This is a genomic window from candidate division WOR-3 bacterium, from assembly GCA_039801365.1.
GTDB lineage: Bacteria > Hydrothermota > Tepidihabitantia > Tepidihabitantales > Tepidihabitantaceae > JBDRUN01.
Genome location: JBDRUN010000056.1, coordinates 1 through 16,878, shown reverse-complemented (window position 1 = coordinate 16,878; position 16,878 = coordinate 1). Strand labels below are relative to the sequence as shown.

Below are 16,878 nucleotides of genomic sequence, written 5' to 3'. Positions count from 1 at the left end.
CATCAGTCCGGCGGCGGCAATAGGATTGCCGACACCGAGCAGACCGCCTGAGGGACAGACCGGCAGCTCGCCGTCGCGTGCGGTGACGCCGTCTGCGGTGAGCTGGGGTGCCTCACCTTTACCGCAGAGCATCAGGCCTTCCATGTGGTGCAGCTCCTTGTAGTCAAACGGGTCATAGGGTTCGGCCACATGAATCTGGTGCCGGGGGTCAGTGATACCGGCCATCTTGTACGCCATCCGCGCCGCTTCCTCTACGTAGCGCGGGTAGCACAAGTCGCGGTTGGTCCAGTAGGCGGTGTCAAGCGCCCAGCCCACGCCTTCAATCCAGACCGGCTTGTCTGTGACCCGACGGGCAATGGATTCATTGGCCAGAATGACCGCAACCGCACCGTCTGATACCGGGCTTACGTCCAGTCGCTGCACCGGCCAGGCCAGCACTTCGGAGTTGAGCACATCCTCAATCGTTACGGGTGCGGCAATCTGAGCGCACGGGTGGTCGAGTGCGTTGTTCTTGTTCTTGACTGCTACCCGGGCGATGTCTTCCTTGCGCAGGCCATAGGTCGTCATGTAGCGGTTCATCTCCAGGGCGAAAATCCAGAGCAGATTTGGCTTGAGCGGCCGCTCAGTGGTATGGTCGAATATGGTGAGAAACGCACCCTGGGCATGAGGCTGGTAGGTGGACATCTTCTCTTCGCAGACAACCAGGCAGGTATCGCATATTCCGGAAGCTACATGATACCAGCCTTGAGCAACCGAGAAGACGCCGGTGCCGCCGCCCACGTATGAACGCATATAGGGCTTACCCCAGCAACCGGCACCGTCTGAGAGGTACTCGCCCTTCATATGTACGCCGTCAAAGGTGTCGGGTGCCGTGCCCAGAGCAACACAGTCAATCTGATCCATCTTCATACCGCAGGAATCAAGCGCCATCTTCGTGGCCAGCCAGGACAGCTCCTTGCCGGTCTCCAAAGCCCGGCGCACGAACTTCGTCATTCCCACTCCGACAATTGCTACTCTGTTACCCATATTTCCTCCCTATGCGGCCAGGGTTACAACCGCGGCCGAAGCGGTCGGCACTCCCCGCCATGCCTGCACCAGGCAGGTGGAAGCCTTCTTGAGTTGATTGGCGCCGGCTTGGCCCCGTAATTGCTGCACTGCGCAATACAGCCGGGCAAGACCGGACGCTTCGTACATATGACCCATACCCAGGGAGCCACCGGAAGGATTCACCGGCAGAGTTCCCTCCCGGCCGGTAGCGCCGGTTTCGGTCATATGAGCAATTGTACCGGCATCACCCAGCCCCAGCGCTGCCAGATGTTGCAGTTCCTTGTAGGCATAGGTGTCGTCCACTTCCAGAAAATCAAAGCTGCGCGGGTCCTGAATGTTAGCCATGCGGCAGGCCAGAAGTGACGCCTGCGTGACATACTCAGGATAGCACCAGTCGCGCGTTTCCAGATTGGGCGAACCATTGCACCAGCCAACGCCGGTAATCCATACCGGTTTGGCCCGCAAGGCGCGCGCCCGCGACTCGGTGGCCAGCACAAACACAAAAGCTCCATCCACGGGCTGAGCGATATCCAGCTCAGTCAGAGGCCAGGCAACCGGCCGGGCGCAGGCAAAGTCATCCAGGGTCAAGAGCGCAGCCTGACCGGCAATCGGGTTGGTCAGGGCGTTACGGCGGTTCTTGATAGCGACTGCCGCGCACTGAGCCGGTGAAACCCCGGTCTCAGAGCAGAACCGGTTCATTTCCAGACCGGCGACAAAGTGGGTATTGAGCCGCAGCGGTCGGACGGTTATCGGGTCCTGCGCGCAGGCGGCGATGCCGTCCGGTGTGAGCATATTGGACGCTTTGGAATGAGCCTCGACCACGGCGGTGGAAAACTGGCCGGTGCGCAACTGCATCACTGCGGCAGCAATACCGTGCAGGCCGTCACCGGTGATGGTGTGCATCTGCTTCAGGGCTGCGCCGAGCTGGTCCGGCACGTACTCGTCGAAGATGCTTGTTCCTTCGATGTAGTCCTCCGCGCAGGTGACGAAGGTGTCAATATCCTTGCGCGGGTCTATTCCGGCGTCGGCATAGGCCTTCAGCGCTGCCTCAAACATCATCTCCTTATAGGAAACATCCGGAGAGATGCTGCGCAACTGCGTGGCGCCGATGCCGACGACCGCGATGCGTTCTGACATTAGACCTCCAGATTTAGGTTCCTCATCATCCTTGTGTGTTGTGTCCTGTCGCAGCCGTCCTTCCCAACGTGGCGTAAGATACCGGCCTGAACATGGGATGTCAAGAAGGCCCGGCAGCTTGCGAAGATGCCGCGGAGCGGCGCGGCAGCAGGGCCGCTCCGCGTGCGACTCAGGCGTGTCCGCTCTACGGCGTCGGCGGGCCGATGTTGAAGACCTGGGTACGGATGGTCTCCAGCACCGACCGGCTGAGGCCGCGGGCAACCCATTTCCCAATCAGGGTTGCGGCCTCAACCGCCAGCGCCTCGCCGGACACGTCAATCTGGGACAGATGCCACATCTCGCGGCCGAAGTTCAGGTAGAACGGGTAGGTGATGATGGAGACACCTTCCTGGTCGAGCACCTGCTTCACCTGACCTTCCATCGAAGCCAGAGAAACGTACGCCGAGTTCACGTGCTCGAGCATCTTGGGCCGTCGCTCGGTCAGGATGGCGGAGATGCGTTCGACGTTGAACTTCTTGTCCCAGCCGTCTATGCGCTTGGTCGGGTCGGTCGGCATTGCTATCACCTCCTTTCTGCGGTGCCTGCCGCTGGCTCGAAGGCCGGCTGCTGCCTGCGACCATCGGGCTGCTGAGAGCTGTCAAAGAGCTTCTCGGTCCTGCACTGATATATATGCTCCGACCCTGCCAGATTCGTAAGAAAAAGGCCCGGCTCCAGCCGGGTCTTAGGTTCAGAATGCTTGCCGGGTCAGTCCTGGGACGCGCCCGGTGACAGGCCGTTTCGCCTCATCTCAGCAACCAACATTGCCGCGCCCTCTACCACGGGACGCAGAATCTTCTCATACGCAGGATGGCGGAACAGGAATTCCTCCGGGTCAGGGTTCTTTCCGGCCTGGGCCAGGTCCAGAAACTCGTCTGCCAGTCGGCAGGCTTCCTCGTCCATCAACTCCTCCTTCTCTTGCCATACGTTGTCATCACTCACGACTACCTCCTTTCAGAACCTCGGACTTAGCGGTCGCACTATGCTGTCAGTTGCCGTGCGCTCGTTATCCCGCGTTCGGCCAGATACCTTCGCAGTAGACGGCACGAACACCTCAACCGGTAACGCACCGTGCCCTCACTCACGCGCAGGAACCGCGCGGCCTCACACCGGTTCATACCCCAGTAGAAGAACAGCACGGTCACGGACCGCAGCTTCTCGGGCAACCGGCACACCGCCTGCCAGAGCACTTCCTCGCACCTGTTTCTGCCCAGTGCTTCCTCCGGCCCGTCACAACTCGGCTCCGGGAACACGGTCTCGATGCTTTCCGGTGAAGGATGCCGCGCCTGCCGGCGCAACTGCATCCGGCACAGGTTGTTCGCTATCTCGAACAGCCAGGTCGCAAACCGGCCCTTGGCCGGGTCGAACCGGGCCAGTCGGGAACAGGCCCTTGCCAGTGTCTCCTGGGTCAGGTCCTCGGCATCAGGTCGGCCGAAACCGTGGTGTCGAATCCAGGCGTACACCGGCGCGCGATAGCGGCGTAAGAGCTCGGACAGGCTTTCCTCCTTGCCCTGCAATGCCCCTGCCACCAGTTGTGCATCTGTCATGATGCACCTCCACGTCCTTCTCGCTCTGGCCCGGCCTGTCCGGCCGCTGGAGGCCGGGAGGCGGTTATGCTTGGGCTGGGCAGGCCGAGTCAGGGCTTATGCTCCCGGTCCCCAAAGGAGCGACTTCTCTATCTCGCCCTCTACACTATTATATGCCGGAATGACGGAAACTCGTAAAAGAATCTGCGGGTTGGCCTGTACGGCTGGCCCGGCATCCGTCTGTGCCTTGACTTTCGACTGAACTGAGGTATAAGTTGGGCGTGAAGAATGACACCGGGCCGAAGCGAATGCCCCGCCCGGACTTGATAGAATCGAGATAAGTAATAAGTCCCCGAAACACACCCTAATTCTGATAATCCCCGTCCTCGGTCAGGCCGAACTACGGCCGGTCGAGTTTCGTATCGTGTCACCGCGCCCGCGCGCAGACACCCTTGACAGGCCTCGGATTTGTGGAAATATGGGAAGTGTCCCGGGTTTCCCTGGTTCCGGCGGTCTTGACCGCGATTTGCAGCCAAGTATTCAGCATCAACCCGGTCGCACCCTGAACCCGGCGCATCCCAGTTTGCCACGCGGCCGATTTCGAGTAGAAATTGGGCGTCGCAAACGGCGCTGTCGCGACCGAGTGAAGAAGGTTGTTACCGAGCTGCCAAGGCACAAAGTCGTTGCCTCGCAAGTAGAGAAACTTCGGGTGCTATGGCAGGCTAGCCGCAGTCTGGCGTTACTGCAGTTGGGTCACTCGTTTGACTTGAGGAGTTCTAGCATCTTTCTGCGAGAGGCGCGGGCCTGAGTTCCCAGCAACCCACCGTCTTTCCAACGAAGGACCTGTTTTACGGAGATTATCCAGAACGGGATACGCGGGAACGACTCGATGTCACAGAGAACGTAACCCGCAAGCTGGCCGATTTTCTCCCGGAAGCCCCTCTCTGTGTATGAGCGGCCCGACCCAACGTCGTAACTGGGGCCGAAGTAGATACCGCCCTTAGTGATGCTCCGCACCTCCCACCGGCGTCCCTTCGGGTCCACGAGGTCATATCCCGCTCCTTCACTGGGGGCGAGCACCCAGTCGAGACGCTTGGCGATTCTTCTCTCCAAGAGGAAGGAAACCCTACGTCCGTCAGTGAAGTACTCCTTTACGTCCTTCTCGTCTATCTTGAGTGCCTTGGCAATCTCCGGGATGCTCCAAGCTAGCATCATGCCGCGGTCTGCAACCGTATCATCGTGCTCAAAGGACCCGGTATGCTCGTTCACTTTGTGAACAGGACTATCCTGTTCGTGTTGGTGCCCTTGGAGTTGTTTCTGATACCCCAGCAGTTTGCCGTTTTAGTGAACTCCTGCTGGTTCACCATGACTGCGACACAGTCGAAGCCGGCATTCATACCGAGTGGCGCAACGACCTCGTCGAGAAGCACCTTGCCACCTCGGACATCCCCGACCTCGAAGGCCACCCAGCCGCCTTGGCGCGTGACGCGGTAGAGCTCGTGAAAGACGTCTTGCATGACTGCCGCCCAGTCCTCCAACCGCTTCATGATAGTGATGCGCTTGGCCACAGCCGCAGCGTCTATCCAATTGAACCAGCACCGTAGCCAGTTGTCTTGGTCATACTGAACAACGTCAAGGAACGGCGGTGAGGTAACTGTTAGGTCCACGCTCTCCGGTTTTATCTCCAGCACTCTGCGGGCATCGCACTTGTGGAAGCGAGCGGAGGAGGCTGCCATACGAAGCGTCTGCCGCATACGTTCATCCACGTCTGCAAGAAGGCTTGCCGTCTTTCGGACGATAATCGCGCGAGTATCTCTTTGAGGAGGCGTCTGTCTGCGTATCGCGTTTATCTTTGATTGCGCAGCAGGCGAGACCGCCTGGTTCGGCGGCAGGGTGTAAACGGAGAAGAATCCGCTAGAATGACCGGTAAGACGATTCGTCGCAACCATGCGAATCCAGTTGTCAACGTTGTTGCGCTTGCCGCGAAGATACTCGCGCAGGGATACGATTTCTGCTAGTGTGGATGGGTGATAGAACATGGAGAGGTCAGTGCCGGCCCTATCTGCCGCGTCTGCAAGGACTGGAATCCCCGCCAGCCGACGTGCCACCTCCTCAACATGCGGAGGGGATAGCCGAGGTTCCGTCAGTATCCGGCTCAGCGGGTTGATGTCGTTTGAGATGACGTTCCGGCCGAGAAGGGCTGCTTCTATCGCCGTCGTTCCCCGACCTCCAAAGGGGTCATAGACTGTATCACCCGGGTCTGTGAGGCGTTCGATAAAGAACCGAGGAAGCTGTGGCTTGAAGCAGGCCCGGTAGGATATTTCGTGTAATGAGTTAGCCTGCCGCTGACCAGAAGTCCAGTATTCGTTGACGTAGCGAGGGATACTTCTCCCTTCGGCAAGGAACGTCTCGACCACTGCATGCCTGCCTGTGGTGAACAGGTTGGCCTGCGAGTCGGAGAAAGTGAACGTCTCTAGGTGCGCTCGAAACTCCGCCGCTGTCCTTATGCGCGGTGGCCGGGGGTGCGAAACCACCAAACCTGTCATCGAAGGCTCAGTGCGAAGTGCTGTGCGAATTACCGTCATCTGATTCAACTATGCCGTATAAAGACCTGCAAGTCAAGCGACGAACGCCTACTTTCGAGTGCAGTAGGAGCTTGCGCTCTCGGGCGGGGCCGGGGTCGAATCTTGGCATTTGACAGGTCCTGATAGGGTGCGCTGACGGCCGCCTACGGCGTTGGTGCGCCGATATTGAGCACCATAGCGGCGGAGGAATGAGCGTTGAATGAGAGAAGGCCCAAGAACCAAGGCTCAAGGCCCAATGAATGAGGAAAGGCCCAAGGCCCAAGATTCAATGCCCAATCAATGCTCAATGGCCAATGCCCAAGAGAAGTGTGGCCTCAGGGCGTTGGTGGACCGATGTTGAAGACCTGCGTGCGGATGGCCTCCAGCACTGACTGAGTCAGGCCTCTGTCTACCCACAGTCCTGCGTTTTCCCCAAACCGCGCACCTCAGGGGCTACCCGCCCCTGAGGCGGTAGAAAAGGGGACACAATACGAAACTAGGCGGGCCTCCTGGGGAATACCGGGGATGCTTCTTGTTTTCCGATGTGTGTCAAGAGGCGGCGGTCTTCTTCGCGTCGTGGTCGACCCAGAGCGAAGGATAGCGGGGCTTGCCGGGTTCGCGGGCGACCAGGGCAAGCAGGTTGGTCACGGTCCGGCGCTCCAGCCCGGCTTTCTCGCAGACCGCCGCGAAGTCCCGCGGCCCCAGCGCGATGTAGCACTGCCGCAGGCCGAATATGCAGTCCCTCGGCCCGTCGGCGGTGCCGATGGTCAGCAGGGTCTTGAGCGCCGAGGCAAGGTATTGGGCCGCCTTCTCGTATTCCCGTTTGAGCACCAGCACGTTGCCGATACCGACGCGGTCCCGCGCTTCGCCCGCAACGTCTCCGGCCTTCGCGTGCAGGCTGAGGACAGCCTCGTAGCTTGCCAGCGCCCGGTCGGGTTCGCCTTTCTTGAGGAATATGCCCGCGAGGTTGCCGAGCGCGTTTGCCTCGACCAGAACGTCGCCGGTCTGCCGCGCGATTTCCGCGGTCTGCTCAAGACTGGCCGAAGCCTGGTCCAGTTCGCCCTCGCGCTGAAGTACGAGCGCGATGTTGCCGAGAACGCTGGCGAGTTCCCGCCGGGCGCCGAGTTGCGCGAAGGTGTCGCGGGCGCGCTCGAAACAGACAAGCGCCTCCGCGAGCTGCCCGCGTCGGATGAGAAGCAGCCCCTTGTTGCTGTCCAGCCGCGCGAGTCCGGACCGGTCGCCGGCCTCGCGGCTCAGCGCCGCGCTCTGTTCGTAATAGTCGAGCGCCTTGTCGAAGCGGCCCCTCATCTGCCAGACCAAGCCGATGTTGCCCAGCGCTCGCGCTTCGGTCGTTTTGTCGCCTGCGTCGCGCGCGGCCCGCAGCGCGGCCCGGAAGCTCCCGAGTGCCTCCCTGAAACGTCCCTGCTGCTGGCGGCACACGCCTGCCTGCCGGTACGCGGCCGCTGATTCGGTGCCGCAGGTCAGTCTGCCGGCCTGCTGGAAATGCCGCGCGGCCCGGCCGAGCCTGCCTGCGGCCAGGGCGGCGCTGCCCTGTTCCAGCGAACGTCTTGCGCGCCGGGCGCGTTGTCGAGGGGTTGACCGGTACAGAATGACGGCCGCCGCAGCGACCGCCGCAACGGAAGCGATAATGCCCGCAATGATGCCTGTCACCTCGAAGTAGCGTACCGAATCCGGGCCAGTGGTCAAGCGGGAGTTACCGGGGACATAGCAAACGATTCTTCCTCGCGGGGCCGCGAGTCGGTGAGCGTCTGCGGCGTCGGTGCCCCAGCATGAGGGGTCAGGTCTTGGGCCTTGACATTCCTACCGCCAGCGCAAACAGCTACGGCGTCGGCGGACCGATGTTGAAGACCTGCGTCCGGATGGCCTCCAGTACTGACTGAGTCAGGCCTCTGTCTACCCACAGTCCTGCGTTTTCCCCAAACCCCGCACCTCAGGGGCTACCCGCCCCTAAGGCGGTGTACGCAACTCCCCTTGGTCGTTGCACGTGCACCTGTAACCCCTTGGGGGAAACGCTAGGGCGTGGGTGGTCCGATGTTGAATACCTGAGTCCTGATACTCTCGAGAACCGACTGCACAAGCCCTCGGCCCACCCACAGCCCTATCTGCAGCCCGGCTTCCAAGGCCAGTGATTCGCCGGCCACACCTTTGCGGATGAGTTTGTCACCATCGGCGAGGGAGGGAAGCTGTCTAGTTCAGTCAGCCTACAATTGGTAGACCCTTGGGCGTGGTAGCGTCCAAGACTAAGTGGGAGAGGTAGCCGATGGCGGCCGACCGACCCAGCAACCTGAGCCAGGTGTCAGGCGCGGTCGCTTTGGTGTTCTTCACTGCACCGTAGACGGCGGCGCCTCCCGTTGCGAGGCCGTGGAACAGACCGCGATGGTTCGGGTGCAGGGCAGGTTCCAGCAGGTCCGGTGCGACCGCCACGCACCCGCCGACCAGACCCGCCGCAGCCACTTTGAGCCAGTCGACCTGTTCCTTGTTCACAAAGCACCGAATCAGCTCAGCGCCACAGGCGGCGAAGGCGCCGACTGCGACGTGGGTTGAGCGTCGCATAGCTTAGCCACTCCTGCCATAGCGCTTCTTTAGTCGTTGCTTGTCTTCGACCGCCTTGTCCGCTTTCAGGTAGATTTCAGCAAACTCGATACGACCTTCATCCGGGAACCAGGCCCAAACAACGCGGATTCCGGTACACGAACCTTTGCTCTTGAGAGCCTGACACGCGAACTTCTTAGCCACGTACACCGGCGGTTCGTCGAAACCGAGCCCTGCGACGCGCTCTATGCGGCCGGTCGGAAGACCCTTTTCGTGGAACAGCCTCAGCGCGTATTCAGTGAAGAAGACCAGGTCGTCTTCCAGGGTACGATACTTCCTGAGCAGGCGTGCGAAGTCGCGCTCGAATTCCGGTAGCCGGACAACCGCGCTAATCGGCCTCGGCGTACTCACGCTGGGAGTAAGGCGGAACGCGGTAGAACACCGCTTCGTAAGGAATCACCTTGCCGGGCTTGGTACCGAGCCAGGGCACGTCGTTGTGTGACCACGCGCTGATCTGGGCGGCGTTCATGTCGCCCAGCCGCTTGAGCACGTCGTCTATCAGCGCGAGCTCCGGCCCGGTCAGGACCGACGTGTCCGGTTCGCGCAGCGGGAGGTACTTGCGTTGCTCGTACTGGAAGTGTTGGTTCCTCACTCTAACCAGCGCGCCTTCCTTTTCCATTCTTTCGACAATCTTATGGAACTCTACCGGCGTGGGTCCATACTTGTTGGCGACATAGGTCGCGCCGATGAGCTGCTCTTCGTATTTCTCGTAGTAGTCGAAGTCAATGAAGTAGAGTAGTTTGTAGAGCACCGTTTCGCCGACATGCGGCCTGGCCCCGATTCGGCTAAGCACGTACAGCAGCACCTCGCGGAACTTGGCCAGGTTTTTCTGCGGTACACTGATGCGCATTCCACCTGCCGCCGACCTCGCTGGAGCGTCTTTTGCCAGAACGACTTCCGGCTCCTTCTCCAAGCCGAGCAGGACGTCACAGCTCACACCGAGCAGGTCAGCCAGCCGGACGAGTTCGTCGGCCGTGACATTCCTGCGGCCGGCTTCGACCTGTGACAGAGATGAACGCGGAATGCCTAGCTGGCCGGCAAGAGCCTCCTGGCTCAGGCCTTGCCGCTCGCGCAGGGCCCTGAGCCGCACACCAAGGGATTGCTGTCTATTGCTCATCGAGGGCTCCGTAGTTCATGATAGGTCATTATACCTCTGTCGACTTTTATGTCAAGCGCTCGTGCATAAATCCGACAGCGGCCTACGGCGTCGGCGGACCGATGTTGAAGACCTGCGTGCGGATGGCCCGAGGACAGTAAGACCGATAGCAGGCGGACGGCAGGACAGCGAGCGAGCCGGACAGCGGGACAGGGAGACAGCCGGAGAGCCGGAGAGGCGCAAAGATGGCTGTCTTGCTGTCTCCTTTCTTGCTGTTTCCTTTCCCGCTGCTCACTGTTCCCTCTCAGGCTGGCCCGCGAAGCCGTAGACCTTGTTCCGCAGCGCAAGGAGCGTGGCCAAGTCCAGGCCCCGGAACTCCCATCGGTCAATGAGGTCTTCGGTAGCCCGGAGCAGGGTCCGGGATGAGTAGATGCGGCACAGCCGGGCCAGGGCCCGGGCAAAGGCGTAGTAGTAGATGTGTTCGCCGCCGGGAATGCCGCGTTCCAGCAGGACCGGCCTGGTCAGCATGACCAGCGAGCGGTCGTATATTCGCGCCTGGCAGAAGTGGTCAAGTTGTTCCTGCGTGCTGCATTTGAGGCTGGGCGGGCACATTCCGGCCGCCATCTGCCAGGCATAGGCCGCACGTATTTCGTCAATCGTTCTTTCCATGGCCTGCCTCTGATGAGAACCGCCAGCGGACGATTTGCTGGCCTATGTGCCAGAGCAGTCGGCCGGAGAGTCCCCGGTGAAACCATTTGAGCACGACGCGCTGGGTATAGTGGGAGAAGCCTGGAACCGGCGGCTGGCGCAGGGTGTGGTAGAGCTCCCAGGCAAAGGTAAGGTAGAAGGGACGCTGTTCTTCCGGGCAGTCCAGGCCGGCTACGATGCGGCTGAGTTCCTCTTTCGGGCCGAGCGGCGGCCCGGATGGAGGCAGGGGGCGCTTCTTCTTACCCATCGCGTGTCTCGGAATCGAAAGTGGCAGAAGAGGGAGCAACCGGAAGGGGAATAGACTGGCAGTTTGCTGTCTTACTGTCCGGCTGTCGGTTTGTCCTGCTGTCTCGCAGTGCGCTTGTTTCACTGCTTACTCCCGGTTTCTGCGGTGCTACGAGTCCGGTGTAGACCTGGCGCAGGGCGGCTTGAAGGATGTCGGACGCGAGCCCGAGCGCTGTCCATTTGCGCAGGAGCAGTTCCAGCTCAAAGGCGAGGTCCCAGCCGGTTCTGGCTGCCAGGAGCCCGGTCAGTTCGCGCAGGTACCAGCGGTACTGGTCCTGCTGCAATCGGGTCATCTTGACCTTGTCCAGGGCAGGCCGGGCAAGCTCCCGGACTGCTTGTTCGGCGAGGTCGAAATCAAGGCCGTCGAGCATCAGGGTGTCGGCCTCGGCCCGGATGCGGTCGAGGAGCTTCATCGTTTCTGAGTCGAGCTTCAGGGTCTTCATTTCTGTTCTCAATCATATATATGCTGTTTTTGGCCGAATTCGTAAAGGAAAACAACAAACCGGAGGAACCGCCAAGGACGCCAAGGTTCTGGCCGGCAAGAGAAGTGAACGCGGCTAGGCGCAGGCGCACACGGATAGGGATGGGAAAGCAGTGAAATCACGCAGAACACGAGGAGGTCAAGGACGGACGGCCTTAGGATACGATACGGAGTGAGGGAAGTTCGTTCATGTCCCGCTCCATGCGCTCGTAAGTGAAGTTTTTCCGTATGGGGGTCTATTGGTAGGCTGATTGGTAGGCTGGTTGTCAGGTCGCAAGGCTGGCAGACTGGCAAGCTGGTTGGCCGGCAGATTTCCGAGCTGTTTGCCGGGCTGGTTTGTCAGCCGATTGTCAGGCTGGTTGCCGGGCTGGCCGGCAAGCTGGTCTAGGGACCGGTTGGTCGGTTGATTTCCCTGCCGGCAGGTGAGCTGTTTGACTAGCGGATTCCCAAGCTAGTCTGGAGGCCGATTTCCAGGTTGATTGGTGAGCCGATTGGCAGGCCGATTTCCCGGCTGGTTGGAGATGGGACTCGAGGGCCGGTTTCCCGGCTGATTGGTCTGTTGCCGGTTGTTAGGCCGCCGGGCCGGTTCTGGGAAGGCGGAAGTAAAAGGTGCTGCCTTTGCCGTAGCGGGATTCTACCCGCATCGTGCCGCCGTGTTCTTCGACAATGCTCTTGCAGATTGAAAGGCCAAGGCCGGTGCCGCGGACATCGGGCAGGTCTTCTTTGTGCATGCGCTGGAATCGCTCGAACAGCCGGGACAGGTCTTCGCGCCGGATGCCGACACCCTGGTCCGAGACGCTGACCTCTACTTCTTCACCCACCGGTCTGGCCGCGATCGTAACGGTGCCACCTTCGGGTGAGTACTTGATAGCGTTGGAAACCAGGTTATGAATAACCCGGCGGATTCTGTCCGGGTCAGCCCGTACCGTCGGCAGGTCCGGGGGAATTTCGTTTCGGAGCCGGTGCATCGGCGCGTGAGCTGATTCAATGGCAATGACGTCCTCAGCAAGCCGGCGTAGGTCTGTGTCTTCAAGATGCAGCTCGAATCGGCCGGCTTCAATCTGGGACAAGGTGAGGAAATTGTCAACGAGACCGGAAAGCCGGCGCGCCTGTTCGATAATGATGTCCAAATAGTGCCGCCGCTTTTCTTCCGGCAGAGAGTTGTCTCTGAGCAGTTCGGCAAACCCGATGAGCGGACCAAGCGGTGTGCGCAGTTCGTGCGAGACAATCGAGACCATGTCAGACTTGAGACGGTCCATTTCTTGCTCGCGGGACAGGTCCCGCAGGACTATGACGCAACCGGTTCTCCTGCCGGCTTCGTCCTGAAGTGGTGCGGCGCTTAGTCCGACCGGTAGAACCCGGCCCTCAGCGGTCAGCACCGATGTGGTCGAGGGAGTAGCCGGCGAGGGAGTAGCCAGAGGGGGCTCTAGGAGCCGGCAGGCCAGGTCGCAGACAGTCGCGGAATCAGTGGATGCAGGTCTGAGTACTTCGTCACAAGGCCGGCCGACAGCTTGAGTGGCCGAGAATCCGGTCATCTGTTCGGCCGCACGGTTCCAGAGAACAATACGACGGTCCGGGCCGATAACTACTAGACCTTCAGCCAGGGCCAGGAGGATGGCCTGCAGGGACTTGTTCCGTTCGTCCAGCTCCTGGGTGGCCTGGCTAACTTTCCGTTCGAGGCTGCCGTGCAGCTCGGTGAGTCGGTTGGCCATGGTCATGAATTCGAGTGCCAGGTCCTCGATTTCATCTCCGGTGCGCAGGTCGAGATTCGTGTCGAGCCGGCCGTCGGCGAGTTGACGCGCACCGACACGCAGCCGACGCAGCGGCTGGACGACCCGCTCGGACAGGAAAAGGCCGACGACCAGTACCACCGCAGCCGTCAGGAGGACGACTAGAACCGCGATACGACCGAACTGGTGCGGTGCAGCAAGGACTTCAGCCTTGCTCTGCTCGACTAAGACAACCCATGAGGCTCCACCCAGCTTGGCATGACTAGGGCCCCGGGTCACCGATACAGGTGCGAGAGCAATGACCGAATGTGTCTGGTTGTTCAGACCGCGGCCCTGGAACCAGGATGGGTACTCAGTTGTGAGCCGACTGACCAGGCCGGTCTCGCCTAATCTTGTGCCGACTTCTAGTTCCGGCGATGCGAACAGGACCTCGCCGGTGCTAGCGAGCAGTGCCGCGAAGCCGGTCTGGCCGATTTTTATGTCTTCGATCAGTTCTTGCAGGTCGCTCGTCCGGGAATACGCTCGAAGGATTCCGACAACCGGACCACCGCCAGGTGCAACGACCTGGGCAACAACCTCCAGTAGTTCCTGATCAATGGTGTAGTTGAACTGGCTGCCTGCTAACAGACTGTCCGACTGGAAAAGAAGCGAAGGAAGAGGTCCGGACGCTCCCAGGACAACGCCGGAAAGGTCGGTTACGATAAGCCGTTCGAACTGTCCCTGATGCCCGTGCAGGAAACGGACCAGTTCCTGGCTGACCCTGCTGGCCAATAGGGCATCAGTCAGCCGAGCCGAGTCGGCCGGCCAGACCCTGGCAAGCTCGGCTGCGGAGAGTCGTGGGCTGCGAGCGGCCCTGACTACTTCTTCCTGAAAAGCAGGAGACTGGGTACATAGATGGCCAGCTTCGAGAATTAGGTTGCGAATCCTTGAGTCAATGGCCGAAGCGGTTTCGCTTGAGATTCTGACCAATCGTTCGGCCGCGGCCTCAAGGGCGCTCCGGGTCATTGTCAGATGGCCGAGTACCGACGTGATAACAACCGGGGCGATGCCGACAATCAGCAGCCAGAACAGGATGCGTCCCTGGATTCCAAAGACAGCGCGGCTTCGAGTTCTTTCCGGCTTTTTGGACATTGTTTCTTATACACTGTCGTTGCGGTCAGGTCAAGCGAAGCGAGGACGGTTTCAGGCGGTTTGACATTGGCGATGTAATGTCTAGACTTATTCGACGTGGAGTTTGTTCCGGCTGAGAAGATGCCTAGCCATGTACCCGTCCTATGTCTGATACTCGGTATAACAAAGCATAATACCTAGAGGAGGTGTGATTTGTCGTCGGTGTTCGTAAAGACGCTGAAGTTCTCTGCTGCCGCACTTCTTGCTGCTGGCACGGCGCTTGCTGGTCAGACGGTCGTCCGGGTCCGGGCGACCGACTACTGGCAGTTGTACGAGCACATACCATTCAAGGGCACGTCAATTCAGATTGCGGGAGCCGTGCCCGGAGAGTCCTATGACCTTATCTGTGACCGGGCCGAGCTGGCGCTTGTGACCGGATGCGGGCTGCCCAGCGAAGTAATCATTGATGACCTTGACACCCGACGCCTGGAAGCTGCCGAGTTGGGCTTCTACTGCTCATACGACTCGATGAAGAGCATCCTGCGCAATCTGGCTTCTTCCTATCCAGCCATCTGCAAGCTCGACAGCTTTGGCCCAACCCACGAGGGACGTTGGATACTCGGGGTCAAGATCTCGGACAACCCGAGTCTGGACGAGGACGAACCCGAGGTGATGTTCATGGGCCAGGTGCACGCCCGTGAGTGGGCCGCAGGCCAGGTGTGCCGGCACATCGCCGACACACTGGTTCGCAACTATGCGGCCAATACGAGTTTCCGAGACCTCGTTGACAACCGTGAAATCTGGGTCTTCCCGATTGTCAATGCTGACGGATTTGCCTACGACTATCCGAGCCAGCGGAGTTGGCGCAAGAACCGTCAGCCATTCGGCAGCTCATACGGATGCGACGACAACCGCGACTTCAACGGTGTGTGCAGCGGCAACCGGATGGCTGACTGGGGTTCGCTGGTTCGCGGCTCGCGAACATCACATCTACCTTCAGACGAGACATTTTTTGGTGCCTCAGGAGCATGGGGTAAGGAAATCGGTGCACTGTGCGAGTTCTTCAAACAGCGCACAATCGTGGCCTGCATCGAGTTCCATTCTTACTCCGAACTGATTCTGTGGCCCTATGGCCACGGTGAGAACACGCCGGATAATACCTACTATTCGAGCCTTGGCCAACAGGTTGCCAGTCGCATTTCGAAGCTTTCCGGCGGAACTTATACCCCGCAGCGCTCGGACCAGCTATATCCAACAAACGGCGGCTCAGACGACTGGTTCTATGGCTGGGCCCATTACATCGGTGGTTTTCCTTGCATGTCGTTCTGCTGTGAATTGGGTACGACATTCTACCAGAGCACGACGGACCTAAATAAGATACAGACTGAAGCATTCAAGGGTTCGTTCTACCTGGCCCAGCAGGCAAGCGACATTATCAACTCGCTTGAGGGTACGGTGCCGCGGCCGATACTGGCGCCGATTGACTCGGCATTCGGCGACTTCACGCTCCACTGGACACCGATTCGGCCGGAACAAAACCATCCGACAAAGTGGGAGCTGGAGGAACTCTCTGGCCTGGTCGTGGTCGAGGACGGGTTCGAGTCCGGGACTGGCAAATGGACCCTGCAGGGCGCATCCCAGTCAACGAGCCAGAAACATTCAGGAACCTATAGTATCTACCTGGGCACGGGCAACAACATTTCAAACTACGCGATGACCAAGGATCCGTACCCGGTTAACCCCGGGGACAGCCTCCGCTACTGGATATGGTATAACACTGAGAGTAACTACGATGTAACGGTGGCCGAAGTATCGCTCGAAGGCAAAGAGTGGTTTCAGCTCCACGACCGGCTTACCGGTAACTCGTCCGGCTGGATACGCAAGTCGTTCTCACTTCAGCCTTGGGCCGGCAAGTCAGTCTTCATCCGCTTTCGCTATATGACTGACGATGGTACGACCAACTCAGGCGTTTACGTGGACGATGTCTGGCCGGTACCAAGTTTCTCGAACCGCACGGTCATTTCCAACAGCATCACCGACACGCTGTATCAGGTGACAGGCAGGGTTCCGGGCCGTTACTACTACCGCGTGCGCGGTTACAACGCAGCGTGGGGCTGGGGAGACCAGGGGCCGCTCGAGGACGTTGTCGTGGGTGGCTCGAACATTGCCGAACAAGCGCATACACCCCATTCTCGGCTTGAGCTGGGACCAAACCCGGCCAGCGGGAACGTTGCAGTCAGCTTTAGCATCGCGCATGCCGGCATTGCCGCGCTAAGCGTGTATGACGCGAGCGGCCGGCTGGTCCGCAGGTTGGTTAGTCTGGCTGAGCCTGGGGAACATACCCTGCTCTGGGATCGTACAGATGCGACAGGCCGCAGGGTACCGGCCGGAGTGTACTATGTCCGTCTGGTTTCAGACCAGGTGATTACGGACCGACTCGTGCTTGTGGATTAGGCCTAGTCCAGCTCGTGCTTCTGTTGACCGGGCCCGACGGCTCGGGTATAATTTGACGCAAGGTTTGAGAGACCCTTGCGAGATGGCAACC

The 16,878-nt window shown here is 60.0% G+C and carries 17 protein-coding genes; 1 reads left to right on the top strand and 16 read right to left on the bottom strand.

Features of this window, described 5'->3' with window-relative positions; genetic code table 11:
* From ABIL25_07695 to ABIL25_07620, 16 genes are all read right to left on the bottom strand, one after another.
* A partial coding sequence (locus ABIL25_07695; protein MEO0082158.1) for a thiolase domain-containing protein occupies positions 1 to 1,026 on the bottom strand: 1,026 nt, incomplete at its 3' end.
* A 9-nt stretch (positions 1,027 to 1,035) separates the two neighbouring features.
* Complete coding sequence (locus ABIL25_07690) at positions 1,036 to 2,184, bottom strand: hypothetical protein (protein MEO0082157.1); 1,149 nt, start codon at positions 2,182 to 2,184, stop codon at positions 1,036 to 1,038.
* Positions 2,185 to 2,368: 184 nt separating this feature from the next.
* Complete coding sequence (locus ABIL25_07685; GenBank protein MEO0082156.1) at positions 2,369 to 2,740, bottom strand: hypothetical protein; 372 nt, start codon at positions 2,738 to 2,740, stop codon at positions 2,369 to 2,371.
* Between the two features lie 188 nt (positions 2,741 to 2,928).
* Entirely contained in the window at positions 2,929 to 3,162 is a 234-nt protein-coding gene (locus tag ABIL25_07680; protein ID MEO0082155.1) for a hypothetical protein, read from the bottom strand.
* Between the two features lie 38 nt (positions 3,163 to 3,200).
* Positions 3,201 to 3,767 carry a sigma-70 family RNA polymerase sigma factor gene (locus ABIL25_07675; GenBank protein ID MEO0082154.1) on the bottom strand — a complete coding sequence of 189 codons (567 nt, stop codon included), beginning with the start codon at positions 3,765 to 3,767 and terminating at the stop codon, positions 3,201 to 3,203.
* Positions 3,768 to 4,173: 406 nt separating this feature from the next.
* Positions 4,174 to 4,440, bottom strand: coding sequence for a hypothetical protein (locus tag ABIL25_07670; protein MEO0082153.1), 267 nt, complete (start codon positions 4,438 to 4,440; stop codon positions 4,174 to 4,176).
* Between the two features lie 59 nt (positions 4,441 to 4,499).
* Complete coding sequence (locus ABIL25_07665) at positions 4,500 to 5,015, bottom strand: hypothetical protein (protein ID MEO0082152.1); 516 nt, start codon at positions 5,013 to 5,015, stop codon at positions 4,500 to 4,502.
* Positions 5,012 to 6,331, bottom strand: coding sequence for a class I SAM-dependent methyltransferase (locus tag ABIL25_07660; protein MEO0082151.1), 1,320 nt, complete (start codon positions 6,329 to 6,331; stop codon positions 5,012 to 5,014). Before ABIL25_07660 ends, ABIL25_07665 begins: the two co-directional genes overlap by 4 nt.
* A 528-nt stretch (positions 6,332 to 6,859) precedes the next feature.
* Positions 6,860 to 7,981, bottom strand: coding sequence for a tetratricopeptide repeat protein (locus ABIL25_07655; protein ID MEO0082150.1), 1,122 nt, complete (start codon positions 7,979 to 7,981; stop codon positions 6,860 to 6,862).
* 546 nt (positions 7,982 to 8,527) lie between these two features.
* Positions 8,528 to 8,884 carry a metal-dependent hydrolase gene (locus tag ABIL25_07650; GenBank protein ID MEO0082149.1) on the bottom strand — a complete coding sequence of 119 codons (357 nt, stop codon included), beginning with the start codon at positions 8,882 to 8,884 and terminating at the stop codon, positions 8,528 to 8,530.
* A 3-nt stretch (positions 8,885 to 8,887) separates the two neighbouring features.
* Positions 8,888 to 9,274, bottom strand: coding sequence for a hypothetical protein (locus ABIL25_07645; protein ID MEO0082148.1), 387 nt, complete (start codon positions 9,272 to 9,274; stop codon positions 8,888 to 8,890).
* On the bottom strand, positions 9,252 to 10,040 hold the full coding sequence (locus tag ABIL25_07640; GenBank protein MEO0082147.1) for a type II toxin-antitoxin system antitoxin SocA domain-containing protein: 789 nt from the start codon (positions 10,038 to 10,040) through the stop codon (positions 9,252 to 9,254). The genes ABIL25_07645 and ABIL25_07640 overlap by 23 nt, the downstream gene beginning before the upstream one ends.
* A gap of 270 nt (positions 10,041 to 10,310) precedes the next feature.
* Positions 10,311 to 10,688, bottom strand: coding sequence for a hypothetical protein (locus tag ABIL25_07635; GenBank protein ID MEO0082146.1), 378 nt, complete (start codon positions 10,686 to 10,688; stop codon positions 10,311 to 10,313).
* Positions 10,672 to 10,974 (bottom strand): hypothetical protein, encoded by a 303-nt coding sequence (locus ABIL25_07630; GenBank protein MEO0082145.1) that lies wholly within the window; start codon positions 10,972 to 10,974, stop codon positions 10,672 to 10,674. Before ABIL25_07630 ends, ABIL25_07635 begins: the two co-directional genes overlap by 17 nt.
* The gene (locus ABIL25_07625; protein MEO0082144.1) at positions 10,967 to 11,455 is read right to left on the bottom strand and encodes a hypothetical protein; all 489 of its coding nucleotides are present in this window, start codon (positions 11,453 to 11,455) and stop codon (positions 10,967 to 10,969) included. Before ABIL25_07625 ends, ABIL25_07630 begins: the two co-directional genes overlap by 8 nt.
* 607 nt (positions 11,456 to 12,062) lie before the next feature.
* The gene (locus tag ABIL25_07620; GenBank protein MEO0082143.1) at positions 12,063 to 14,354 is read right to left on the bottom strand and encodes an ATP-binding protein; all 2,292 of its coding nucleotides are present in this window, start codon (positions 14,352 to 14,354) and stop codon (positions 12,063 to 12,065) included.
* 201 nt (positions 14,355 to 14,555) lie between these two features.
* Here ABIL25_07620 and ABIL25_07615 point away from each other — a divergent pair, with 201 nt between their 5' ends.
* Positions 14,556 to 16,787: a M14 family zinc carboxypeptidase gene (locus tag ABIL25_07615; protein ID MEO0082142.1), complete on the top strand. Its 2,232-nt coding sequence runs from the start codon at positions 14,556 to 14,558 to the stop codon at positions 16,785 to 16,787.
* Positions 16,788 to 16,878: the final 91 nt, after the last annotated feature.

Excerpts from the sequence above, each read along its gene's own strand:
- ABIL25_07690 (MEO0082157.1), bottom strand. The coding sequence starts at position 2,184 with ATGTCAGAACGCATCGCGGTCGTCGGCATCGGCGCCACGCAGTTGCGC.
- ABIL25_07685 (MEO0082156.1), bottom strand. The coding sequence starts at position 2,740 with ATGCCGACCGACCCGACCAAGCGCATAGACGGCTGGGACAAGAAGTTC.
- ABIL25_07675 (MEO0082154.1), bottom strand. The coding sequence starts at position 3,767 with ATGACAGATGCACAACTGGTGGCAGGGGCATTGCAGGGCAAGGAGGAA.
- ABIL25_07660 (MEO0082151.1), bottom strand. The coding sequence starts at position 6,331 with ATGACGGTAATTCGCACAGCACTTCGCACTGAGCCTTCGATGACAGGT.
- ABIL25_07650 (MEO0082149.1), bottom strand. The coding sequence starts at position 8,884 with ATGCGACGCTCAACCCACGTCGCAGTCGGCGCCTTCGCCGCCTGTGGC.
- ABIL25_07640 (MEO0082147.1), bottom strand. The coding sequence starts at position 10,040 with ATGAGCAATAGACAGCAATCCCTTGGTGTGCGGCTCAGGGCCCTGCGC.
- ABIL25_07635 (MEO0082146.1), bottom strand. The coding sequence starts at position 10,688 with ATGGAAAGAACGATTGACGAAATACGTGCGGCCTATGCCTGGCAGATG.
- ABIL25_07630 (MEO0082145.1), bottom strand. The coding sequence starts at position 10,974 with ATGGGTAAGAAGAAGCGCCCCCTGCCTCCATCCGGGCCGCCGCTCGGC.
- ABIL25_07625 (MEO0082144.1), bottom strand. The coding sequence starts at position 11,455 with ATGAAGACCCTGAAGCTCGACTCAGAAACGATGAAGCTCCTCGACCGC.
- ABIL25_07620 (MEO0082143.1), bottom strand. The coding sequence starts at position 14,354 with ATGTCCAAAAAGCCGGAAAGAACTCGAAGCCGCGCTGTCTTTGGAATC.